The organism is Holdemanella biformis DSM 3989 (genome assembly GCF_000156655.1).
GTDB lineage: Bacteria > Bacillota_I > Bacilli_A > Erysipelotrichales > Erysipelotrichaceae > Holdemanella > Holdemanella biformis.
The window spans coordinates 295,076-318,188 of record NZ_DS996842.1 but is presented as its reverse complement, the minus strand read 5'-3'; the positions used below and the strand labels follow the sequence as shown (position 1 = coordinate 318,188).

At 33.6% G+C, this 23,113-nt stretch carries 22 protein-coding genes and 1 riboswitch; of the genes, 20 read left to right on the top strand and 2 right to left on the bottom strand.

Annotated elements, in window-relative coordinates:
* The 7 genes from EUBIFOR_RS06525 to EUBIFOR_RS06500 form a co-directional block, all read left to right on the top strand.
* A partial coding sequence (locus EUBIFOR_RS06525) for an extracellular solute-binding protein (RefSeq protein ID WP_003865188.1) occupies positions 1 to 551 on the top strand: 551 nt, incomplete at its 5' end.
* A 75-nt stretch (positions 552 to 626) separates the two neighbouring features.
* Positions 627 to 1,508 carry a carbohydrate ABC transporter permease gene (locus EUBIFOR_RS06520; protein ID WP_003865187.1) on the top strand — a complete coding sequence of 294 codons (882 nt, stop codon included), beginning with the start codon at positions 627 to 629 and terminating at the stop codon, positions 1,506 to 1,508.
* An 11-nt stretch (positions 1,509 to 1,519) separates the two neighbouring features.
* Positions 1,520 to 2,380 carry a carbohydrate ABC transporter permease gene (locus EUBIFOR_RS06515; protein ID WP_003865186.1) on the top strand — a complete coding sequence of 287 codons (861 nt, stop codon included), beginning with the start codon at positions 1,520 to 1,522 and terminating at the stop codon, positions 2,378 to 2,380.
* A 12-nt stretch (positions 2,381 to 2,392) separates the two neighbouring features.
* Positions 2,393 to 2,566 carry a DUF6903 family protein gene (locus tag EUBIFOR_RS12945; protein ID WP_003865185.1) on the top strand — a complete coding sequence of 58 codons (174 nt, stop codon included), beginning with the start codon at positions 2,393 to 2,395 and terminating at the stop codon, positions 2,564 to 2,566.
* 11 nt (positions 2,567 to 2,577) lie between these two features.
* Entirely contained in the window at positions 2,578 to 3,669 is a 1,092-nt protein-coding gene (locus tag EUBIFOR_RS06510) for an ABC transporter ATP-binding protein (RefSeq protein WP_003865184.1), read from the top strand.
* Positions 3,670 to 3,686: 17 nt separating this feature from the next.
* The gene (gene gnpA / locus EUBIFOR_RS06505) at positions 3,687 to 5,831 is read left to right on the top strand and encodes a 1,3-beta-galactosyl-N-acetylhexosamine phosphorylase (RefSeq protein ID WP_003865183.1); all 2,145 of its coding nucleotides are present in this window, start codon (positions 3,687 to 3,689) and stop codon (positions 5,829 to 5,831) included.
* A gap of 103 nt (positions 5,832 to 5,934) precedes the next feature.
* Positions 5,935 to 6,285, top strand: a complete 351-nt coding sequence (locus tag EUBIFOR_RS06500) for a hypothetical protein (protein ID WP_003865182.1) — start codon at positions 5,935 to 5,937, stop codon at positions 6,283 to 6,285.
* Between the two features lie 71 nt (positions 6,286 to 6,356).
* Here EUBIFOR_RS06500 and rpmB read toward each other — a convergent pair whose 3' ends face one another.
* Entirely contained in the window at positions 6,357 to 6,548 is a 192-nt protein-coding gene (rpmB, locus tag EUBIFOR_RS06495; protein WP_003865181.1) for a 50S ribosomal protein L28, read from the bottom strand.
* Positions 6,549 to 6,694: 146 nt separating this feature from the next.
* Between rpmB and mraY the strand changes: the two genes are divergently transcribed.
* Genes mraY through EUBIFOR_RS06475 form a run of 4 tightly spaced genes read left to right on the top strand, consistent with a single transcriptional unit; the run spans position 6,695 to position 10,714 of the window.
* Positions 6,695 to 7,675: a phospho-N-acetylmuramoyl-pentapeptide-transferase gene (gene mraY, locus EUBIFOR_RS06490; protein WP_050755951.1), complete on the top strand. Its 981-nt coding sequence runs from the start codon at positions 6,695 to 6,697 to the stop codon at positions 7,673 to 7,675.
* A gap of 1 nt (position 7,676) precedes the next feature.
* Complete coding sequence (murD, locus tag EUBIFOR_RS06485; protein WP_003865179.1) at positions 7,677 to 8,999, top strand: UDP-N-acetylmuramoyl-L-alanine--D-glutamate ligase; 1,323 nt, start codon at positions 7,677 to 7,679, stop codon at positions 8,997 to 8,999.
* Entirely contained in the window at positions 8,996 to 9,811 is an 816-nt protein-coding gene (locus tag EUBIFOR_RS06480; protein WP_003865178.1) for an undecaprenyl-diphosphate phosphatase, read from the top strand. The genes murD and EUBIFOR_RS06480 overlap by 4 nt, the downstream gene beginning before the upstream one ends.
* Before the next feature lie 9 nt (positions 9,812 to 9,820).
* The gene (locus EUBIFOR_RS06475) at positions 9,821 to 10,714 is read left to right on the top strand and encodes a PHP domain-containing protein (protein ID WP_003865177.1); all 894 of its coding nucleotides are present in this window, start codon (positions 9,821 to 9,823) and stop codon (positions 10,712 to 10,714) included.
* A gap of 9 nt (positions 10,715 to 10,723) precedes the next feature.
* On the opposite strand, the gene EUBIFOR_RS06470 is transcribed toward EUBIFOR_RS06475, so the two are convergent.
* The gene (locus EUBIFOR_RS06470; protein WP_003865176.1) at positions 10,724 to 11,281 is read right to left on the bottom strand and encodes an HD domain-containing protein; all 558 of its coding nucleotides are present in this window, start codon (positions 11,279 to 11,281) and stop codon (positions 10,724 to 10,726) included.
* A gap of 103 nt (positions 11,282 to 11,384) precedes the next feature.
* Between EUBIFOR_RS06470 and EUBIFOR_RS06465 the strand changes: the two genes are divergently transcribed.
* The 9 genes from EUBIFOR_RS06465 (at position 11,385) to EUBIFOR_RS06425 (ending at position 23,007) form a co-directional block, all read left to right on the top strand.
* Positions 11,385 to 11,825 (top strand): Spx/MgsR family RNA polymerase-binding regulatory protein, encoded by a 441-nt coding sequence (locus EUBIFOR_RS06465; protein ID WP_003865175.1) that lies wholly within the window; start codon positions 11,385 to 11,387, stop codon positions 11,823 to 11,825.
* Positions 11,826 to 12,219: 394 nt separating this feature from the next.
* Positions 12,220 to 13,425, top strand: coding sequence for an IS110 family RNA-guided transposase (locus tag EUBIFOR_RS06460; RefSeq protein WP_040466268.1), 1,206 nt, complete (start codon positions 12,220 to 12,222; stop codon positions 13,423 to 13,425).
* A 232-nt stretch (positions 13,426 to 13,657) separates the two neighbouring features.
* Positions 13,658 to 15,457, top strand: coding sequence for an AAA family ATPase (locus tag EUBIFOR_RS06455; RefSeq protein ID WP_003865172.1), 1,800 nt, complete (start codon positions 13,658 to 13,660; stop codon positions 15,455 to 15,457).
* A 122-nt stretch (positions 15,458 to 15,579) separates the two neighbouring features.
* Positions 15,580 to 18,210: a pyruvate, phosphate dikinase gene (ppdK, locus tag EUBIFOR_RS06450; RefSeq protein WP_003865171.1), complete on the top strand. Its 2,631-nt coding sequence runs from the start codon at positions 15,580 to 15,582 to the stop codon at positions 18,208 to 18,210.
* Between the two features lie 240 nt (positions 18,211 to 18,450).
* Positions 18,451 to 19,200 (top strand): GNAT family N-acetyltransferase, encoded by a 750-nt coding sequence (locus tag EUBIFOR_RS06445; RefSeq protein ID WP_003865170.1) that lies wholly within the window; start codon positions 18,451 to 18,453, stop codon positions 19,198 to 19,200.
* Positions 19,201 to 19,351: 151 nt separating this feature from the next.
* A riboswitch (TPP riboswitch) is annotated at positions 19,352 to 19,448 on the top strand.
* A 186-nt stretch (positions 19,449 to 19,634) separates the two neighbouring features.
* Complete coding sequence (thiW, locus tag EUBIFOR_RS06440) at positions 19,635 to 20,168, top strand: energy coupling factor transporter S component ThiW (RefSeq protein ID WP_040466267.1); 534 nt, start codon at positions 19,635 to 19,637, stop codon at positions 20,166 to 20,168.
* Complete coding sequence (gene thiM / locus EUBIFOR_RS06435; protein ID WP_040466266.1) at positions 20,149 to 20,919, top strand: hydroxyethylthiazole kinase; 771 nt, start codon at positions 20,149 to 20,151, stop codon at positions 20,917 to 20,919. Before thiW ends, thiM begins: the two co-directional genes overlap by 20 nt.
* A complete protein-coding gene (thiE, locus tag EUBIFOR_RS06430; protein ID WP_003865167.1) occupies positions 20,916 to 21,545 on the top strand; it encodes a thiamine phosphate synthase in 630 nt (209 codons plus the stop codon). Before thiM ends, thiE begins: the two co-directional genes overlap by 4 nt.
* A gap of 46 nt (positions 21,546 to 21,591) precedes the next feature.
* Positions 21,592 to 23,007 carry a GGDEF domain-containing protein gene (locus tag EUBIFOR_RS06425; protein ID WP_003865166.1) on the top strand — a complete coding sequence of 472 codons (1,416 nt, stop codon included), beginning with the start codon at positions 21,592 to 21,594 and terminating at the stop codon, positions 23,005 to 23,007.
* The last annotated feature ends 106 nt before the right edge of the window (positions 23,008 to 23,113 follow it).

The window sequence follows — 23,113 nt, the reverse complement described above, 5'->3', positions numbered from 1 at the left end:
ATGGATTCACAATGAACCAACAGGCAGTTATTGATGGAAAAGCATTATTCATGCCTAATGGTGACTGGGTAGTAAATGAAATGGCAGATACAACTCCTGAAGATTATCACTGGGGATTACTTCCATTGCCTGCATTAGAAAAAGATGGTGAACGTTTCGTTGGATCTATGACTGAACAAGTATGGATTCCTGCTCAAGCTAAAAACGTAGATGATGCGAAAGCATTCTTGAAGTTTATCTATTCTGAAGAAGGCGTTAAGATCATGGCTGAAGGTGGAAACATTGTTCCAACAGATACTATGTCTGATACGATTGCAGCTATGGAAGATGGATATACAAAAGAATTCTTCTCAGTATATGATAATGCTTCTGCAGCTTTAGGTGCATTTGCTCCTTATAACACAGATAACTTACCAGATTTCGATCGTGCTGCTACAGTATTTGGTTCAATCGACTCTTTAGCAACAGGTGAATTAAGTGCAAAAGATTATCAAGCTAAATTATCAGATGCTTGGGCTAAATTAGCAAAAAATAAAGCCGTAGCTGAATAATTAAAAAAGTATATTTTAACATAAAGCGATGAGCATATTATTGCTCGTCGCTTTTTAAAAGATGGGAGGTAACTCATGAATAAAAAGAAAGCACAAAATCGTTTCGTATTTGCGTGTCTTGCACCAGCCGTTATTTTGGTTGTCATTTTTATGGTCATTCCAACGATTGATGTATTTAAGACGGCATTCTTTAAAAAGAGCAATTTCGTAAGTGATGCCACTTTTGCAGGTTTATTCAACTTTAAGGTTCTTTTTAACGATATGCGTTTTATTGAGGCTATGCAAAATACAATTTTATATGTTGTATTGATCACAATCATCACTTTGGTGTTGGCAGTCTTATTTGCGACCTTATTAACTCGTGAAGAATTTGTAGGAAAGAATTTCTTCCGCGTGATTTTCTATATTCCAAATATTTTGAGTATTGTAGTCATCGCAGGTATTTTCTCAGCCATTTATCAACCAACCAATGGTATTTTGAATTCATTCTTAGGTATGATTGGTCTAGAATCTTTACAAAGACAATGGATGGGAAATCCAGCTATTATTAACTATTCTATTATTGGTGCATTAGTTTGGCAGGCCATTGGATATTATATGGTTATGTATATGTCGAGTATGACAAGTATTCCAGAAAATCTTTATGAAGCTGCAAGTTTAGAAGGGGCAAGTAAAGTAAAGCAATTTTTTATGATTACTTTACCATTGATTTGGGATAACATTCGTACAACTTTGACTTTCTTCGTTATTTCTACAATTAACTTATCCTTTATGTTTGTGCAGTTGACAAGTGAAGGAAACTTAGGAAGTGAAGTGGCATTGAACTATATGTATAACAATGCGTTTGCGGGTAAATATGGATTTGGTATGGCAATCGGAGTTTGTATCTTCGTATTCTCATTTGCGTTATCCGCTATTATAAATAAAGTCACAGAACGTGATGTATTGCAGTATTAGGAGGATGAAATATGAAGAGGCGTAATTTTCCTTTATATAAAATCTTTGTTTATGTAGCATTGATTACGTTGGCTATTTCGATTATTGTACCGATCGCATGGGTTTTCCTTGCATCTTTAAAATCGCAACTAGAATTGGTAAGTGGCAATCCATTTGATTTTCCAAAACAAATGTTATGGTCAAACTTTGTGGATGCCTTTGTGAAGGCAAGAATGGGTGATTATTTGTTGAATACGATCATTGTAACCGCATTATCCTTAGTTATCTTGTTGGTGGTTGCTCTTCCTGCATCGTATGTATTAGCTCGCTTTGATTTTGTTGGAAAGAAATTCTTTAACGGATTGTTTATGGCCGGACTATTTGTCAACGTGAATTACATCGTATTACCTATTTTCTTGATGTTATTTAATGCCGATATCAAGCTTGGCGTCGACTTTTTCTTGAATAGTAAATTCTGGCTTTCTGTTGTTTATGCAGCAACAGCCTTGCCATTTACGATTTATTTGTTGACAGGTTATTTCAAAACATTGCCAAAAGCTTATGAAGAAGCAGCTCGTATTGATGGTTGTGGCTATTTCAAGACTATGACTAAAATTATGATTCCAATGGCTAGACCTAGTATTATTACTGTAATTTTATTTCAGTTTTTAGCATTCTGGAACGAATATATTATCGCATTTACATTTATGGATAAAGATAATGCGACTTTGGCAGTTGGTGTTAAATATTTGATGGCTGATGCAAAATCACAAGCGAATTTTGGCGTTATGTATGCTGGATTGGTAATTGTTATGATTCCAACACTGATTCTTTATATTTGTGTTCAAAAGAAGATTACACAAGGTATGAGCATTGGTGGAATGAAAGAGTAAGAGGTGTCTAGTATGAGAGATGATAATAAAGTAATGAATATAGTTATGATTATTTTATTCTTTGTGTTTTTAGGACTAATCATTTGGGCACAAAAGACAGTTAGTGTTCGTAATTTAATGATTGAAATTGTTGGATTGACGGGTTTGCTTACATTGTTGTTTTTATACAACAAGAAACATAAATAGGAGGATGAAGTATGGCAGAATTATCATTGCAGCATGTTGATAAAATATATGACAACAATGTTCAGGCTGTATTTGACTTTAATTTAGATGTAAAAGATAAAGAATTTATTGTGTTTGTAGGACCTAGTGGATGTGGTAAGTCTACAACACTTCGTATGATTGCTGGTTTGGAAGAGATTAGTGCAGGCGATTTCTATATTGATGGAAAAAGAATGAATGATGTGGAACCAAAAGATCGTGATATTGCGATGGTATTCCAATCCTATGCTTTATATCCACATATGAGTGTGTATGAGAATATGGCTTTTGGTTTAAAACTTCGTAAGTTCAGCAAGGAAGAAATAGATAAACGTGTACATGAAGCGGCACGTATTTTGGAAATCGAACCTTATTTGGATCGTAAACCAAAGGCATTGTCGGGTGGACAAAGACAACGTGTTGCATTAGGACGTGCGATTGTACGTAATGCGAAAGTATTCTTGATGGATGAACCACTTTCAAACCTAGATGCTAAATTGCGTGTTCAAATGCGTTCTGAAATCATTCAGCTACATGAAAGAATTGGTGCTACTACAATTTATGTTACACATGATCAAACAGAAGCTATGACAATGGCGGATCGTATTGTTGTTATGAAGGGTGGATATATTCAACAGATTGGTTCACCTAAAGAAATTTATAATAATCCCGCAAATCTATTTGTTGCAGGATTCTTGGGGGCTCCAGCAACAAACTTTATTAAAGGTACATATCAAGATGGATTCTTTTATGTAGATGATATGAAGATTGATATTCCTTTGATGTATCGCGAAAAACTTTCTAGCTACCAAGGAAAAGAAATCATTATGGGTATTCGTCCAGAAGATCTACATGGGGAAGGCATTGTTGCCGATACGTATCCAAGTGCAAACTTTGATTTTGAAATTGAAGTGGCTGAATTATTAGGACATGAATATATTTTACATGGTTCTTTGAATGGGCAAAAAATGTGCGCAAAAGTAAATTCACGTTTAGAACCAGAAGCACATACAACAATTAAGTTGACGATGGATTTATCAAAAGTGCATTTCTTTGATTTAGAAACAGAAAATAGAATAGATTAGTTTAGGAGAGAATTAAAATGATTGAAACAGGCAGAGTAACTGTACCGACAGATGTTGATGTAATTGATGCAACAATTGAAATCATTAATCGATGGAAAGCCGATGCGATTCGTGACTGTGATGGAACGGATATGCCGGAAGAATTGCGTAAAATGGACATCAAACAATATGCAACGTATTATACGACAAGAAAAGATAATGCTTGGGCAAAAGCAAATCCAGATGAAATTCAACAAATGTATTTGATGAGTGATTTTGTGACAGCTCGTGATACGGAATTAAAGATTCAAATCATGCAGCATTTCTATTCAGATCAATTAAAACCAAACATTAAAGACAATCATAGATGGTGGGAAGTGATTGATCGTACTACAGATGAAGTTGTCACAAATTGGGATTATGATGAAGAAACAATGGAAGTGATTATTCATGAAACTATTCCATATCATGCGTATACTGTAAGCTTTTTAGCTTTTGTGATCTGGGATCCAGTACATATGTATAATGCTCTAACAAATGATTGGAAAGATGAAGAGCATCAGATGACTTATGATGTTAGACAGCCTAAAACACAAAAGTATGTTTTAGATAAATTCAGAAAATTCTGTGAAGAAAGAGATGATGTGGATGTTGTTCGTTTTACAACATTCTTCCACCAGTTTACTTTACAATTTGATGAGTTTGCTCGAGAAAAATTTGTAGACTGGTTTGGATATAGTGCTTCTGTATCTCCATACATTTTGGAACAGTTTGAAAAAGAAGTAGGCTATCCATTCAGAGCGGAATATATTATCAACAAAGGATTCAATAACTCTACATTCTGTGTTCCTACAAAGGAATATCGTGACTTTATGGATTTCCAACAGCGTGAAGTGAGTAAGCTGGCTAAAAAATTTGTCGATATTTGTCATGAATATGGAAAAGAAGCCATGATGTTTTTAGGGGATCACTGGATTGGTACAGAACCATTTGGTAAATATTTTGAATCGATTGGATTAGATGCCGTTGTAGGTTCGGTTGGTTCAGGTACTACACTTCGTTTGATTTCAGATATTAAAGGTGTTAAATATACAGAAGGAAGATTCTTACCTTATTTCTTCCCAGATGTTTTCCATGAAAATGGAGATCCATTAAAAGAAGCTAAGGTCAATTGGGTTACAGCAAGAAGAGCCATCTTGCGAAGTCCAGTGGATCGAATTGGGTATGGTGGATATTTAAAACTTGCGTTGGATTTCCCAGAATTCATTGATTATATTGAAAAGGTTTGTGATGAATTCCGTACTTTATATTCACATGTAAATCAACAAGTTCCACACAACTTATTAAAAGTGGGTGTTATCAATAGTTGGGGTGAACTTCGTCGTTGGGGAACGCATTTAGTTCATCATGCGATTTGGTATAAACAAATTTATTCATACACTGGTGTTATGGAAGCATTGAGTGGATTCCCGTTTGATGTTCGCTTTATTAGTTTTGATGATATTCGCAAAGATCCATCCATTTTAGAGGATATGGATGTTGTGATGAATATTGGTTCTGCCTATACAAGTTTTAGTGGTGGTGCAGAATTTGACGAAACAATCATTACAGCACTTCGTCGCTATGTTGATCAAGGTGGTGGATTCATCGGTGTCGGTGAGCCAACAGCTATAAATCGTAATGGTAAATATTTTACATTATATGATGTATTAGGTGTGGATAAAGAATTAGGTTTCACTATGCATACAGATAAGTATAATTGGGAAGTGCATCCAAATCATTTTATTACGGAACAATTAGAGCATGAAGACTGGGGAGAATGCATCAATAATGTATATGCACTACCTGGTACAGAAATCTTGGCTGAAAAAGATCTGCATGTAAATCTAGCCGTGAATGAATATGGAAAAGGGCGCGGTGTGTATATGAATGGTCTTCCTTTTAGTTTTGAAAATGTACGACTCTTATATCGTGCCATCTTCTTTGCGGCACATAAGGAAGATGAGATGAAACATTGGTATTCAGAAAACTATAATGTAGATGTCAATGTATATCCTTCTACAAATAGTTTCTGTGTTGTAAATAATACATATGAACCTCAAACTACAACAATTTATAAGGGTGATGGTTCTAGTTTTGAAGTTGAATTAGCGGAATGCGAAATTCAATGGTTTGAAATATAATAATATCCTGTAAAAGTAAATAGAGCCAAGCTGAAAGTGCAGAGAAATCTGCACTTTTAGCTTATTGTGGATGGTAAAATAGAAATATAGGGTGGTGATTTTCATGAATAGTCTTATTTTTGACGAGAAAAAGAAAGAATTTACTATATTGGATGGAAGTTTAGGGAAGTATTCGTTTTTAGATGTTGTTTCAAGTCAAATTGTATATGAAGACGCAAAGTATAAAGATAAATCACCTATGTTTTTTCACAGGATATTAGTGAGCACTTTGAATCATAGTATTTTCATTGAAATGAAAAAAGTATATGTGGGTATTGAAATTCAATTATTAAATGGAAATAAGGTATATGTATATATTTCGAAATCTCCAGTCATTCAATATAATTTTCAATTCAAACAAGACTTGAAGGTTGCCAAATGTTTGAATGAAAAATTAAAAGAATTCTATAAATAGAAAAAAAGAAGAGTTTATCTCTTCTTTTTTATCTTATGCATAATTTTTTTAAGGATCCTAATTATCTAAAATTAAATAGCGTTTTGTTTCTTCAATGTTTTTAATGTTCTAGCTGAAACACGGATAGTTTGAGGTTTTCCGTCAACTACAACACGAACTTTTTGAAGATTCACGTTCCATTTACGGCGAGAAGCACGCATTGAGTGAGAACGTTTATTTCCAGATAAAGGACCTTTTCCAGATACTGCACATACTCTTGACATCTTAATGTCCTCCTTTTTCTTTCATTTACGCAATCGCTTAACTATAATACCATTAACAAGCCTGTATTTCAAGTCCTGAATTAAAATTTGTTAGGAATTCAATAGAATGTTATAATGATAGTGTTTTGAAAAGAGGAGTAGATAGAATGTTGAATTCGAATTATATATGGATTATTGGAATGTGTTTAATCACACTCGTTATTATGTTGGTCATCATGCCTGGATTGATTGATTATTTACATAAAATCAAATTTGGACAGACGGAAAGAGAAGAGGGCTTGGCAAGCCATAAAAAGAAAAATGGTACGCCGACTATGGGTGGCTTAGCCTTTATTATTGTACCTACACTTGTGTATGTGATTGGTTCTTTCTTTACACCATTCAAATTAGATATGAACACAATGATTATTTTATTGGCCTTTGTAGGATATGGTGTTGTTGGATTTATTGATGATTATATTATTGTAGTTCAAAAGAACAATGAAGGATTAAAACCAGCGCATAAGTTTTTACTTCAATCTATTTTAGCTGTTGTATTTTTCTTCTTGTACCGAACAAATTCAACTACAGATATTTGGATTCCTATTTTTGATGTCACTATCAATTTATCATGGTTCTACTTTATTTTAGTTTTCTTAATGTTTACAGCAGAAACCAATGCCGTTAACTTAACGGATGGTTTGGATGGATTATGTGCAGGTCAAATGGTGATCGCATTAGTTCCTTTTGCGATTTTCGCATTCATTCAAGACTTAAATAATGTGGCATGTTTGATTTGTATGGTTATCTTTGCGTTACTAGGCTATTTAAAATTCAATAAGCATCCAGCTAAGATCTTTATGGGTGATACTGGATCTTTGGCATTAGGTGGCTTTATAGCGGCCATCGCAATGGTTTTAAAACAAGAAATCCTTTTGATTGTCATTGGATTTGTGTTTGTGGCAGAGGTTTTAAGTGTAATTATACAGGTTACGTATTATAAAAAAACACATAAGAGAATCTTTAAGATGGCGCCTTTACATCACCATTTTGAAATGTGTGGCTGGTCTGAAGAAAAGGTTGTAACTCGCTTTAGACTTGTAGGTGTGATCTTAGCTATTCTTGGGCTTGTTTTGGGGGTAATGTAGAATGGAAACTGTATTGGTTATTGGTGCGGCTCGTAGTGGTATTGCGGTAAGTAAACTATTATTAAAAAATGGGTATCATGTGATTTTAACAGATTCTAATAAAGTGAATGAAAAGAGTGAATTAGAATCATTGGGTATTGAAGTATATGATGAAGGTCATCCAGATTGTTTAAAAGAAAAGAAATATGCGTTTATTGTAAAGAATCCTGGAATTCCTTATCGTGTTCCTTTCGTTCATTATTTTGTGGAACAAAACGCAAAAATCTATACGGAAATTGAAGTGGCATATCGTTATGCGAAAAACTTTGATTATGCGGCTGTTACAGGTACAGATGGAAAGACAACGGTAACAACTTTATTATTTGAGATGTTGAATCGTCAAAAAAAGAGTTTAGTTGCTGGAAATATTGGTACGCCTTTATGTGAATTGGCTTTGGAATATACGGATACAAATTATAATGTAGCCTTGGAATTGAGTAATTTTCAATTGTTAGGTATTGAAACATTTAGACCACATGTATCGACTGTCACAAATCTAGCGCCAGATCACTTAGATTATATGGATAGTCTAGAGGCTTATTTTGAAAGTAAGATGCGTATTTATGAAAACACAAATGCGGATGATTATTTTATTCGTAATGTGGATGATGAAAATGTTGTGAAGTATGCACAAAACATTCCTTGTCATGTGATTGATTTTTCTTTAAAAAGAAAAGATGTTGACTTATATAAAGATGATCAATATGCCTATTATAAAGATACACAATTGTTTAAATTATCCGATTTAAAAATTGTTGGAGAATTCAATTGTGGTAATGCGATGATGGCAAGTTGTATGGCTTACTTAATGGGTGTTTCCCTATTTAATATTCAAGAAGTAATTCGTGAATTTAGTGGTGTAGAGCATCGTATTGAATATGTGGATACAATCGATAATGTGCGTTTCTATAATGATTCAAAGGCAACAAATACACATGCGGCTTGTGCTGGATTATCCGCTTTTGAAAAGAATGTGATCTTACTATGTGGTGGTAAAGATAAACATATTTCTTTTGATGATTTGAAACAATATGATGCGGTTGTTAAGAAATGTATATCTTTTGGTCAAACAAAAGATAAATTTAAAGATATTTTTTCGAATCAAGTGAGTGTTGAAACAATGAGGGATGCGTTTGAAAAGGCTGTCTTGTTTGCGAAACCGGGTGATATTGTCTTGTTGTGTCCTGCATGTTCTAGTTTTGATCAATTTAAAAATTATGAGATTCGTGGAGAAATCTTTAAAGAGATGGTTCATGATTATGCATCAAAAAGGAATGAAGAATGATAGATATTATTAAAACAATCTTTTTAGGTATCATTCAAGGAATTACCGAATGGTTACCTATTTCTTCAACAGGACATTTGATTTTGTTCTCGAGTATATGGCCTTTAGAGCCGGCTAAATTTTTTGAAGTGTTCAAAGTTGTCATTCAATTTGGTAGTATTTTGGCAGTTTTAGTTTTGTATGAGCAAAAATTGAATCCGTTTGATTCAAGAAAATCAGCAAAGAAGAAGAAACAGACATTGCAACTGTGGTCAAAGGTGATTGTGGGAGTAATTCCTTGTGCCATCATTGGTTTATTATTGGATAATATCATTGAGGATTATTTATCGAAGAATATTGTGATTGCGATCACTTTGATTCTATATGGAATGATCTTTATATTCGTAGAAAAACATCCAAAGAAAGAAAAGATTCAAACCATCGAGCGTTTGGATTACAAATCGGCTTTAAAGATTGGTTGTTTTCAATGTTTGGCTTTAATTCCAGGTACATCAAGATCTGGAGCCACGATTTTGGGCGGTTTATATTGTGGTTGTTCAAGAACAGTCGCAAGTGAATTTTCCTTCTTTTTAGCCATTCCTGTTATGTTTGGTGCAAGTCTTTTAAAGGTCATCAAATATTTGATGAAGGTTGGATTGTTTAGTTTTGGACAATTATTCTTATTGGTATTAGGTACTTTTGTAGCTTTTGTGGTCAGCTTATTTGCGATAAAAGCTTTATTAAATTATGTAAAGAATCATGATTTTACTGTTTTTGGATGGTACCGCATTATTCTTGGTATTTTTGTGATTTTATTTTTCTATATATTATAAGAGGTAAGTATGAATAGATTTGATTTGCATATGCATTCTTGTTATTCGAGCGATGGTCAATTCACGCCAAAAGAATTGATTGAAATCGCTAAAGAAAAAGGGCTAAAGACCATTGCTCTTAGTGATCATGATTGTATTAGTGGTGTAAAGGAAATGATTCGCTTAGGAAATGAAGCTGGAATAGAAGTGATTCCAGCTATTGAGTGTTCAACAAGCATTGGTTATACAGATGTGCATTTACTTGGGTATGGTATTGATTTAGATAATGATTATTTTCAAAATTTATTAGAAAAAACGCAAGTAAAGTCTAGAAATGCATTTTCAACTCGTTGTGATCGATTGCGTGCGAAATATGGGGTTGAAATTGATGAAGAGGCGATATTAAAAGAGGCGAATGGTAAAAATCCATGGTTTGTGATGTGTACACATATGTTTAATGATCCTCGTTATCAAGATATTCCAGATTTTAAGGATTATATTCCTGGCGGTAAAAGAAGTGATCCGGCTCCTGTGAATTTCTTTTGGGATAAATGTCAATATGGATCGGACTTGTTTGTATATGTACCTATGCCTGATTTTTTAGAGTCGGTACAAAAAATTCATGAAGCAGGTGGGCTTGCGATTGTTGCACATCCTTTTACTACTTTTTATAAAAACGATGAGATGTTAAAAATCTTATTGGAATCTGGTGTGGATGGTATTGAAGCTTATAGTAATTATCATACGCCAGAACAGAATGTATATTATGAAAATCTTGCCAAAGAACATCATTTATTGATTACTTGTGGAAGTGACTTTCATGGGGAGAAAAAGCCAAGTATTCAAATGGGTGAGTATGGTTTAGAAAAAGATGGTTCTTTATGGTTAGAACAATTTAAGGAAAAATTAAAGGCAGCTAGATGATCTAGCTGCCTATATTGTCAATAAGAATGTAAATAGAATGCAATAGCTTAATAAATTGTTTGAACGACTTGCTCTAAATAGGGATTGGTGTCCCATTTCTGTAATGGCACAAAATTTATCTACAGCTTGAATGATCCATCCAACACTTGTGTTTGGATGACTTGTCTTTAGTGGCCACATGTGATGTAAAATGGCATCATCAATGGTTGGATTGGTTATTGTAATATTTTTTGCGTTTTCTAGAGCGATGATTGGATGAATCTTGGCGTGATTTCCTTCTAAGGGACGTTTGTCATTGGTTTTCCAATCATAGTAATATAGGTCGTGTAAAAGACCGGCACGAGCTGCACTGTAGGCGTCGAGTCCGAATTTTCTACAAATCAAAAATGAATAATAGGAAACATTCAATGAATGTTGAAAGCGGGATGTAGCTAAGTGTTGGCTGCATTTTTTTAAATCTTGAACTTCTTTTGTATCAATTAAATCTGAAATTGTTTCAAAATAATCATATGCGATATTTGTATCTAATGTTTTTAAATTAATTCTAGATAGAATAGCTTTTTCCATTTTTTACCTCACTAGAGAAGAATATAGCACATATAAATAATAGATACAACTATTTATTTTAAACCTAGTAATATGATATAATTAGTTGAAGGAGGCAATTATTATGGTAATTTTATATACTTCTCCAGGTTGTGCGAGTTGCCGTAAGGCAAAACAATGGTTAAAAGACAACCAAATTGAATTTATTGAAAAAAATATTTTTACTTCATTATTGAAGGAAAGTGAAATTAAATATTTATTGTCGCGATGTGAAAATGGAACGGAAGATATTATTTCGGTTCGTTCAAAAGCGTTTCAGGCTTTAAAAAAGGATATTGATGATTATTCAATGAAAGAACTTGTATCTTTGATTCAGGAAAATCCATCGATTTTAAAAAGGCCGATTCTTTTATCTGAAAAAAGTCTTGTGGTTGGATATGATGATGATGAGATCACGACAATGATGCCAGCTCAATTAAGAACGGTTGTCGACAATGCATGTACAGATGCTTGTCCAAATTATTCAGTTTGTGGTAAGTGTAGAGAACAGGCAAGTATGAACTAGAGGAATCTAGTTCTTTTCGTATTATGAAACCAGGAAGAAAAGTATTCTGGTTAATATAGAATTGTATAATGTAGATGAACAGATCAAGAATCATTTCTATTGAAAGAGAATCAACTGTTTGTTTAGTTATTCATGGTATTCAAGTCAGGATATAATATTCCTGGCTTTTTCTTTTTGCAGGCATGTAATGAGAATAAAGTCTTAGAGAAGAAATGACGTGGTTCTTTTTAGACCTTTGAGTCAGTGAAAAAAAACGTCATTCTTCCTATTTCTGTTTATGAATAAGCTTATATCTAAAAAGACGGTAATTGAATCAAGTCAGTATGTAAAACGAAACAATATGGAGCAGAAATTTGGAAGTTATCTCTACTGTTTAATGACCAGGAAGTATTGTATGGAAGGTCCAATTGTAAGCATTGATGTTTCCAATGGAAACAGTCATTACATGTGTTTTATCAAGAACAATAAACGTTTTGGTAAAGTAAAGAAAATTGATCATGATATTGAAGGATTCAAAAGACTTCTAGAAGATATTCAAAAGCTGGAAGCTGAAACCAATGAAAAGGTATGTGCCGTATTTGAAGCAACCGGTGTTTATACAAAACCTTTAGAAAGATTTCTAAGTAAGAACAGTATAAAGACATATATGATCAATCCTTTAGAATCTGCCAGAAAACGGAAAGAAGAAATACATAATAAGAAGACGGATAAGCTTGATCCAATATCTATTTCAAAAGTTTATTATGATAAAGAAGAAATGATGGAACTAAAAAAGAAGGATGAAACATATAACTGGCTCAGGAAAAAGAATCGATTGTATGAAGATCAGTTGAATCATCTTAGAAAATACAAGGTTACATTTCAAAATCAGTTAAGCATCTGTTTTCCGGGATATCTTGATTTATTTAAGGATGGATACAGTGATATTCCAATGACAATCCTAAAGAAATATCCACATCCGGATTTATTGAAGAACAAGAAGGCTGAAACAGTTGCCAGATATCTTGAGAAAAATACATGTCATACTCATAAGGTATCTTTAGAATATGCATTAAAAATAATAGAATTTGCGAAAAAGACATATCCCGGATGTGAAAAGGATGATGTAGAAGTTGAAATATTTAAAATATTACTTGATAAGGTAATCGAAACACAGAGGGAATGTGAAAAAACATTGAATGAAATGATAACAGTTGCTTCTACTTTAGAAGAATATAGATATATTTTAAGCATTGATGGAATAGGGACCAATCTTGCTGCAAGGATCATTGCAGAGATTGGAGATATAGAAGAATTTGAATCAAGAGAAGCACTTGTGGCATATGCAGGATTGGATCCGCATATATATCAGTCAGGAGACCAGGATGGAAAACATTTAAAGATATCCAAAAAAGGAAATAAATATCTAAGGTGTCTATTGTTTTTGGCTGTAGGATGTTCTATAAGAGGAGCTAAAGATAATCCAGTGAATCGATTCTATCAAAAGAAAAAGCAGCAATCGAACCCGCTAAATTCGAAAGCTGCCAAAACCGCATGTACCGCCAAACTGTTAAAAATAATATACGGTATATGCAAAAACAAGACCACATATGAAAGGTAGTCTTAAATACATTATAAACAAAAATTTAAAAAATTGGAGAAATCCAATCTTTTTGTCGTGGAAAATCATCAAAAAATGTGTTCTTCATGGAAAGACACAAAATTTTATGAATTAGGCTTGATTTTTATTATCTAATTTTTTTCGTTTTCAAACGAAACACAAACGAAATGTAGTTGATGTATTTCGCTTAAACAGATATACTTAGAATATAAAGATGTTTAGGAGGTGCTTTATGGATTATATATCTTGTGAGTCTGCTGCTAAAAAGATGGGTGTATCGACTCGTAGAATTCAGCAGATGTGTAAACAAAAAGAAATAGTTGGTGCAATAAAGGATGGACGCAATTGGCTGATTCCTGATAATGCAATTTTAAGTCCGAAAAAGCCTTTGCCCATCGGTGTATCTGATTTTAAGTCGGCAATAACGAATTATTACTATGTAGATAAGACTTTATTGATTCGTGATTTTTTGAATGCGATACCGATGGTGTCTTTATTTACGCGTCCTAGGCGTTTTGGAAAAACATTAAATATGGATATGTTGCGTGTTTTTTTTGAAAAAACACCGGAAGATACATCTGTTTATTTTAAGGATAAGTATATATGGCAGTGTGGGGAATACTACACAAAACATCAAGGTCAATATCCTGTGATATTCTTGTCTTTTAAAGATGTTAAATGTTCGAGTTGGGAAGAGACTTTTCAAAAAATTAGTAAATTAATTTCTCTAGAGTTTATGCGTCATGATGAATTGGAAAGTAGTTCTGTACTAAGCTCATACGAAAAAGAACAGTATCATCGATTTGCGAGTAATAGTATAAATGAGGTTGATTGTCAAATAGGGCTTCAACTTTTATCTTTATTGCTTCATAAACATTATGATAAAGAGTGTGTCATTATTATTGATGAATATGATACACCAATTCAACAAGGTCATCTTTGTTGTTTTTATAACGAAATTGTTAATTTTATGCGCAATTTCTTTTCGGGTGGTCTAAAAGACAATCCACATTTGGCTTTTGGATTTTTAACTGGAATTCTAAGAGTTGCGAAAGAAAGTATCTTTAGTGGAATGAACAATTTAAAAACCAACTCGATATTAGATGATAATTATAGTTCATATTTTGGTTTCACAAATGAAGAAATCAAAGAGATGCTTGCATATTATGAATATGAAGATAAATATCAAGAAATCTTGGAATGGTATGATGGATATCGTTTTGGAAGTTCGGAGATATTTAATCCTTGGTCTGTGATCAATTATATTTCGGATCAATGTTTTCCAAAAGCTTTTTGGCAATCAACGGGTAGTAATGATATTATTGGTGAAATTATTGGAACTGCAACACCTGAAATTACTGAGAATTTATATAAATTATTTTGTGGAAATACAATCACAACTTATGTAGATACTAGTGTAATATATCCTGAGGTTCAAACTAATCCTTATAGTATATATAGTTTCTTATTGGTTGCGGGTTATCTAAAGGTGGCGGCGATATATCCGCAAAATGATGGAAATTATATGTGTGATGTGGCTATTCCTAATAAAGAAATTTTATATGTATATGAAAAGGAAGTGCTGAATCGCACAAATCAAAATAATGTTTCAATTTCAATTCATCAGGCTATCTTTTCTAAAGATACACGTAAACTGCAGTCGTTATTGGAGGATTTTATGTTAAAAAGTATATCAACGATGGATGGGGCTAATGAAGCATTCTATCACGGAATGATGCTTGGATTATGTGCTGTACTAGGAAGTCAATATAAGGTAAGATCAAATAGAGAATCAGGACTAGGTCGGTTTGATGTTGAATTATTGCCGATGATGAAGGAAATGCCTGGCTTTATCTTTGAGTTTAAACATACAAAAGATATAAATGTTGATTTAGATTCATTGGCTAATAGTGCACTTAGACAGATTGATGATATGAAATATGATACAGAATTAAAGGATTTTGGAGTTAAAAATATTGTAAAGATTGGTATTGCGTTTAGACAAAAAAGTGCGGTTGTTAAGCGTGGATAAACCTATTGGTTAAAACTGATAGGTTTTTTATTTGTGAAATTTCAAAAAAAACTATCATTATGTAATTTTGTATGTTATAATAATTTACACATGTAAACGGTTACAAAAGGAGGTAAAGTATTATGGATAAAAAATATGTCTATGAATTTAATGAAGGCGATGAAACAATGCGTGAATTGTTAGGTGGAAAAGGTGCCAATTTAGCTGGAATGTCTAAACTTGGAATGCCTGTACCTTATGGATTCACAATTACTACAGAAGCTTGTAACCAATATTATGAAGATAATGAAACTATCAATGATGGTATTAAAACTCAAATCATGGAGTATCTAGATTTATTAGAAAAGAAATCTGGAAAGAAATTAGGGGATGAAGCCAATCCTTTATTAGTATCTGTTCGTTCAGGGGCACGTGCAAGTATGCCTGGTATGATGGATACTATTTTAAATTTAGGTATGAACAAAACAGTTGCAGAAACTGTGGCTAACTTAACTAATAATGAGCGTTTCGCATACGATTCATATCGTCGTTTTATTCAAATGTATTCAGATGTTGTAATGGGGTTGAGTAAAAAGCGTTTTGAAGAGATCATTGATGAAGTAAAGGCTGAAAGAGGCATTACGGATGATTTAGATTTAAATGCAGAGGATATGAAAAAATTGGTAGAATTGTTTAAGGCATTCTACAAAAATGAATTAAAATCAGAATTCCCTGAAGAACCTAAAGAACAATTGATGGGTGCTATTGAGGCTGTATTCCGTTCTTGGAACAATCCTCGTGCTATCTATTATCGTAAGATGAATGATATTCCATCAAGCTGGGGAACTGCAGTTAACGTACAGATGATGGTATTTGGTAATATGGGTAATGATTGTGGTACGGGTGTTGCCTTTACGCGTAATCCAAGTACTGGTGAAAATAAATTATATGGTGAATTCTTAATGAATGCACAAGGTGAAGATGTTGTGGCGGGTATTCGTACACCTCAAAAGATCGACCAATTAAAAGAAGTAGCTCCTGGAGCATATGATGATTTTGTCGCAATCACTAAGAAATTGGAAACTCACTATCGTAACATGCAAGATATGGAATTTACAATTGAAAAAGGTAAATTGTTCATGTTGCAGACACGTAATGGTAAACGTACAGCACAAGCTGCATTAAAGATTGCGTGTGACATGGTGGATGAAGGTATGATTACTACGGATGAAGCTTTAATGATGGTAGAACCAAAACAATTGGATTCATTACTTCACCCAATGTTTGATGCGGATGAATTAAAGAAAGCTGAACCAATTGCGACTGCACTTCCAGCAAGCCCTGGTGCTGCTTGTGGACAAATTGTATTTAGTGCAGAAGAAGCAATTCAAGAAGCAAGTCGTAACCACAAAGTAATCTTAGTTCGTTTAGAAACAAGTCCAGAAGATATTGAAGGCATGCACGTATCTCAAGGTATCTTAACTGTACGTGGCGGTATGACAAGTCATGCTGCTGTAGTAGCTCGTGGTATGGGTGCTTGCTGCGTAAGTGGTTGTGGCGATATTAATATGCATGATGATGAAGGATATTTTGAAATTGATGGTGTGAAATATCACCGTGGAGATTGGATCAGTTTAGATGGTTCAACAGGAAATATTTATGGTAGTGCGATTAAAACCGTTCCTGCAAGTATTTCAGGTGACTTTGAACGTTTCATGAATTGGGCGGATGAAAGACGTACATTAAAAGTTCGTACTAATGCAGATACACCACATGACGCAAAACAAGCACATGAATTTGGTGCGCAAGGTATTGGTTTAGTTCGTACGGAACACATGTTCTTTGAAGGTGATCGTATTAAAGCGGTTCGTGAAATGATTGTTAGTAAAACTGCAGCTCAAAGACGTGTCGCATTAGAAAAAATCTTGCCTATGCAAAGAAGTGACTTTGAAGGAATCTATGAAGCTATGCAAGGATTACCAGTGACAATTCGTTACTTGGATCCACCTTTACATGAATTCTTACCTACAAACTCTTATGATATTACACAATTAGCTAAGGATATGCACATTGGTTTGGATGAATTGAAATCTGTTATTTCTAGCTTACACGAATTCAACCCTATGATGGGTCATCGTGGATGTCGATTGGCTATTTCATATCCTGAAATTGCTGAAATGCAGACAACGGCAGTGATTCAGGCTGCTTTAGCTGTTAATGAAAGACACCCAGACTGGAAGATTGAACCAGAAATTATGATCCCATTAGTTGGTGATGTTGCAGAACTTCGTTATGTTAAAAAGGTTGTATGTGATGTAGCTGACAAATTGATTCAAGAATCCGAATTCGATATGAAATATCATGTTGGTACAATGATTGAAATTCCTCGTGCTGCATTATTGGCAGATGAAATCGCAAAAGAAGCTGAATTCTTCTCATTTGGTACAAATGACTTAACACAAATGACATTTGGATTCTCAAGAGATGATGCGGGTGGATTCTTACAAGATTACTATGACAAGAAGATTTTCGAACAAGATCCATTTGCACACTTAGATCAAAGAGGTGTTGGAAAACTTGTTAAGATGGCTACAGAACTTGGTAGAAGTACTCATCCAAATATTAAATTAGGTATTTGTGGAGAACATGGTGGTGATCCAGCAAGCATTGAATTCTGTCATAGAGTTGGATTGAACTACGTTTCTTGTTCACCATATCGTGTACCAATCGCAAGACTTGCTGCTGCACAGGCTGCTATTAAATTCGATAAATAAAACACTTAGGAGTTGATGGATTTCAACTCCTTTTTCTTAGTACGTGTCATTTAGTGTGATTATTTACAAAATATTCGTGTAATTTTTGGTGTATTTTTAACGTTTTTTTACACTAAACTACAGGAATATCTAGTAATGATATAATTTCAACTTATTATAGGAAAATGAAACTGGTTAAATATTAACAAAGAGTTGATTGATTTCAACTCCTTTTAGTATACTGATTTTGAGGTGGTTAAAATGGATTATGTATATGTGACAAAAGAAAATATAGAACAAGAACACATTTGTTGCGCCATTAGTAGTAATTCAGATGTTCAAGTAAGATCAAAGAAAGACTGGTTAAGTGATCGTTTTGAGGGTGGACTTGTCTTTCTTAAATCAAGTGTAAGGGGAAAGTGTTTTATTGAGTATATTCCCGCAAAGAATGCATGGATTCCAATTGATGCAGATAATTATATGTATATTGATTGTTTATGGGTCGCTGGTTCTTTAAAAGGTCATGGCTATTCGAGTGAATTATTGAATATGTGTATTGAGGATAGTAAGAAGAAGGGTATGGATGGAATTTGTATTCTATCTACCAAAAAGAAAACATCGTATCTTGCCGATCCTAAATTTCTTGCGTATAAAGGTTTTAAAGTGTGTGATGAAGCGAATAATGGTATTCAATTATGGTATTTAGCTTTTAATGATTCTAATTTACCAAAATTTAAATCTTGTGCTAAGAATTGTCATATATCTGAATCTGGTTTTGTCTTATATTATACAAGCCAATGTCCTTTTAATGCGAAATATGTTCTAATCATTGAAAATTTGTCTAAAGAAATGAATATAGAATTTAAAGCGATTCATCTAGATACAAAAGAAAAGGCGCAAAATGCGCCAACACCTATCACCACATATGCGCTATTTTACAATGGTGATTATGTAACGAATGATGTTATGAATGAGAAGAAGTTTTTAAAAGTTGTTGAAAAGCTAAAATAAGCATTAATTATCTTGAGATAGGATGGTTTTGAATAATAAATACAACATATAGAATAAGAAGATAGATAAGAATTAATTTTTGTATTGTTTCATGATTGATTACATATTGGCTTGCACTTTAGTGTGTTTTGTACTAAAATTCTAAATGTAGTAAATAAATCTGGGGAGCTATTGCTGAGAGGAAGTACGACTTCGACCCATTAAACCTGACGGATAATGCCGGCGTAGGAAGTATAGATGTTTTTTTGACCTGTCTTTTTACGTTGCAGGTCTTTTTATTTTATTGCCTTACTGTAGGGGAGCGCCTAGAGTATAGAAAACAAGCGAGGGAGCCTGAATTGACAGGATGAGAGAGGACTGTTTGTCTAATACCGAAACCACAGATGGTTTTTTGCGTGTTTTCTAGGCCATCTGTATCTGTAGGAGGTAGTATTATGAATAAACACAATTACTTATTAAGCTTAGTCTTTTTTTCAATGATGGTAGCTGTTGGAGTGGTCATTTCACCCATATTACGTGTGGAAGGAATGTGTCCTATGGCACATCTTATTAATATCACAATGGCTGTATTTATGGGGCCTTGGTATTCATTTCTTTGTGCTTTAGCTATTGGTTTAATTCGTATGACAGTTATGGGAATTCCACCATTAGCTTTAACTGGCGCTATTTTTGGAGCTACATTATCTGGAATCTTATATCGTGTAAGTAAAGGAAAGATTTGGGCTGCCGTACTTGGTGAAGTCATTGGTACAGGTTTAATTGGTTCTGTTCTTTCATATCCAGTAATGACATATTTATGGGGTAGAACGGGACTTACTTGGATGTTCTATGTGCCTAGCTTTTTAATGGGTACAATTATTGGTGGAAGTATTGCGTATGTTTTATTGAAGTCAATGTCTCGTAGTGGAATCCTAGAAAATATTCAAAGAAAGTTAGGAGTGCAAAAATTTGTTGAAACAAACGAATAATTTGATTCACTGTATCACAAATCCGATTTCAATCAATGATTGTGCTAATCTTATATTAGCTTTGGGAGCAAAGCCTATTATGGCTTGTCATCCGGATGAAGTTGAATCGATTACTTCAAATTCAAGTGCTTTGGCATTAAATTTAGGTAACTTTGATGATATAAGAGCTAAGTCTATGATGATTAGTGCTAAATGTGCTAAAGAAAATAAAATTCCATTTATTTTAGATTTGGTTGGAGTGGCTTGTTCAACACTTCGATTGAATTATGCTAAGGAACTTGTTTCTTTATATTGTCCAACCGTTATTAAGGGTAATATTAGTGAATGCAAAGCTTTTTATGGAATGACAAGTCATGCGCATGGCGTAGATGCAGATATTCAAGATGAAGAGAATATCTATGAAAGTTGTAAGTGGCTAAAAGAGATGGCTTTAAATCTAGGTTGTGTAGTTGTTTGTAGCGGCAAGGTGGATGTCATTACAGATGGTAAAGAAGTTAATTTGATCTCAAATGGTTGTGAAATGCTTTCAAGAATCACAGGAACGGGATGTATGTTAAATGTTGCGATTGCGACTTTTTTAGCTAGTTATTCTCCATTATTGGCTTGTGTTAAGGCAACTTGTTATTATGAGGTAGCTGCTGAAAAAACAGAATGTTCTGGTCCAGGAACTTTCCATATGCATTTTATGGATGAGATTTATAAGCTTACTAGTTTTGATGAATCTTTGTTTAAAATTGAGGTGTTAGGATGAAAAAAGTAGATTATACATTATATTTTATTACCAATTCAGATGGTATGGATGAAGAAACATTTTTAAATAAAGTAAAAGGTGCTTGCTTGGGTGGTGCAACAATCATTCAGCTTCGTGAAAAAAATAAGTCGACTTTAGACTATTATGAATTGGCATTAAAGGTAAAAAATATAACGGATGCCTATAATATCCCATTAATTATTGATGATCGAATTGATATCGCCATGGCTGTAGGATGTGGTGTTCATTTAGGAAATGAAGATATGCCAATTTCTGTAGCGCGTAAAATCATGGGAAAAGATTGTATTATTGGGGCTACCGCAAAAACAGTAGAAGTTGCCAAAAATGCAGAGGCCGATGGGGCTGACTATTTGGGTTGTGGTGCTATTTATCCGACAAAGACGCATGTTAAGACGAAGATTACAAGTGTCGAAACACTGAATGACATTTGTTCGTCTGTCAATATTCCGGTTTGTGCGATTGGAGGATTAAATAAAGATAATCTTTCTGTTTTAGAAAAGAGTCCTATTCAAGGTGTTTGTGTTGTATCGGCTATTATGGATGCGGATGATACAAAAAAGGCGGCTGAAGAGCTTAAAAAATCGATTCAAAAGATTGTGGCATAACAAATGCCACTTTTATTTTTGTAAAATATAACCTACAATAATAAGTATGAGAAAGAGAAAAATTTTAATACTTTCAATCACCATTGTTGCCGTAGCTCTTATACTTGAAACGTGTATTCTTAAATATGTGAACGATAAAAATGCACAAACGACATCCAATGTATTATTAGATCGAGTGATTGCGGTAATAGATAAGAATGAGTCGAGTGAAAGTGAATTCGTAAAATCTTTAAAAGATGATTATATTGTTCGTGCTAAGGCCATATCTTATATTGTAGATGCTAAGCCGGAAGTGGAATATGATGTCGATGAACTTCAAAAGATTGCAGGATTAATGTCTGTTGATGAAATTCATTTTATTGATGATACGGGAACGATCTATTCGGGTTCGTTACCTAAATATTTTGGATATAGTTTTGATTCAGGTGAACAAATGGCTTTCTTTAAACAGATGTTAAACAATTATGATTTAACATTATGTCAGGATGTTACACCGAATACGGCTGAAGCTAAAGAGATGATGTATGCGATTACTTGGAATGAGTCGAAAACGCATATGGTTCAAGTGGGTATTACGCCAAAGCGTCTTTTAAAAGAGTTGAAACAAAACCAAATTTCAAATGTCATAGCCGACATGCCTGTATATAAAGGGATGGAAATTTTTGTCGTGAATACTACAACAAAAAAAATTGAGGGTGCTACAAATCGTACAAAGATTGGAAATACATTAACGAATGTAAATGCATCATCTAAGATGCAAAGAATCGTATTGGATCATAAAAAATGTAAATGTATATCTAGAAAACATGGCAATTATTTGGTTGCCGTAACTATGGAAGAATCTGTAAATTCTTCAAGTAATATTGTTGCGATATTGATTGTCGGTATTTATTTGACTTTAGCTTCATGCTTACTTGTTTTAATGCTTTCTAGAGTATTAAAAGAGAAGTATGAAAAAGAAAAGTATATGTATACTTCAAATACGGATGAATTGACGAAATGTTTCAATCGACGTGCCTATGATTCGGATATGCAAAAGTTGGATTTAAATACGAAGTGGGCTTATATATCTTTGGATTTAAATGGATTAAAAAAAGCGAATGACACGCTTGGACACAGTGCTGGGGATGAACTTATTTGTGCGGCTGCCAATTGCATGAAGTTTGCGTTTGCCTCTTATGGAAAAATTTATCGTATTGGTGGAGATGAATTTGTCGTATTGATTCAAGAATCTGTATCGAATATAGATTCTATATTACAAGTATTTGATGCGACTATTTCGGATTGGCATGGTAAGTACTCAAATTCGATATCTGTATCGTATGGTGTCGTCAAGTCTTCTGAACAATCTTTTGATTCGGTTTATGAAATAAGTAAGTTAGCTGATGAACGAATGTATAAGAGTAAATCTGAGTATTATAATATAAGTGATAATGATCGAAGAAGAAGCCATAATGAATAAGTGATTAATTTTATATATATAAAACATCTGTGAATTTAGAAACAGATGTTTTTTTAGGCAAATTATTTATGTAAGCACTAACAATTGGTAAAAATTTTCATAAAAT

Coding starts and splice junctions, on each gene's coding strand:
- EUBIFOR_RS06520 (WP_003865187.1), top strand. CDS start 627: ATGAATAAAAAGAAAGCACAAAATCGTTTCGTATTTGCGTGTCTTGCA.
- EUBIFOR_RS06515 (WP_003865186.1), top strand. CDS start 1,520: ATGAAGAGGCGTAATTTTCCTTTATATAAAATCTTTGTTTATGTAGCA.
- EUBIFOR_RS12945 (WP_003865185.1), top strand. CDS start 2,393: ATGAGAGATGATAATAAAGTAATGAATATAGTTATGATTATTTTATTC.
- EUBIFOR_RS06510 (WP_003865184.1), top strand. CDS start 2,578: ATGGCAGAATTATCATTGCAGCATGTTGATAAAATATATGACAACAAT.
- gnpA (WP_003865183.1), top strand. CDS start 3,687: ATGATTGAAACAGGCAGAGTAACTGTACCGACAGATGTTGATGTAATT.
- EUBIFOR_RS06500 (WP_003865182.1), top strand. CDS start 5,935: ATGAATAGTCTTATTTTTGACGAGAAAAAGAAAGAATTTACTATATTG.
- rpmB (WP_003865181.1), bottom strand. CDS start 6,548: ATGTCAAGAGTATGTGCAGTATCTGGAAAAGGTCCTTTATCTGGAAAT.
- mraY (WP_050755951.1), top strand. CDS start 6,695: ATGTTGAATTCGAATTATATATGGATTATTGGAATGTGTTTAATCACA.
- murD (WP_003865179.1), top strand. CDS start 7,677: ATGGAAACTGTATTGGTTATTGGTGCGGCTCGTAGTGGTATTGCGGTA.
- EUBIFOR_RS06480 (WP_003865178.1), top strand. CDS start 8,996: ATGATAGATATTATTAAAACAATCTTTTTAGGTATCATTCAAGGAATT.
- EUBIFOR_RS06475 (WP_003865177.1), top strand. CDS start 9,821: ATGAATAGATTTGATTTGCATATGCATTCTTGTTATTCGAGCGATGGT.
- EUBIFOR_RS06470 (WP_003865176.1), bottom strand. CDS start 11,281: ATGGAAAAAGCTATTCTATCTAGAATTAATTTAAAAACATTAGATACA.
- EUBIFOR_RS06465 (WP_003865175.1), top strand. CDS start 11,385: ATGGTAATTTTATATACTTCTCCAGGTTGTGCGAGTTGCCGTAAGGCA.
- EUBIFOR_RS06460 (WP_040466268.1), top strand. CDS start 12,220: ATGGAAGGTCCAATTGTAAGCATTGATGTTTCCAATGGAAACAGTCAT.
- EUBIFOR_RS06455 (WP_003865172.1), top strand. CDS start 13,658: ATGGATTATATATCTTGTGAGTCTGCTGCTAAAAAGATGGGTGTATCG.
- ppdK (WP_003865171.1), top strand. CDS start 15,580: ATGGATAAAAAATATGTCTATGAATTTAATGAAGGCGATGAAACAATG.
- EUBIFOR_RS06445 (WP_003865170.1), top strand. CDS start 18,451: ATGGATTATGTATATGTGACAAAAGAAAATATAGAACAAGAACACATT.
- thiW (WP_040466267.1), top strand. CDS start 19,635: ATGAATAAACACAATTACTTATTAAGCTTAGTCTTTTTTTCAATGATG.
- thiE (WP_003865167.1), top strand. CDS start 20,916: ATGAAAAAAGTAGATTATACATTATATTTTATTACCAATTCAGATGGT.
- EUBIFOR_RS06425 (WP_003865166.1), top strand. CDS start 21,592: ATGAGAAAGAGAAAAATTTTAATACTTTCAATCACCATTGTTGCCGTA.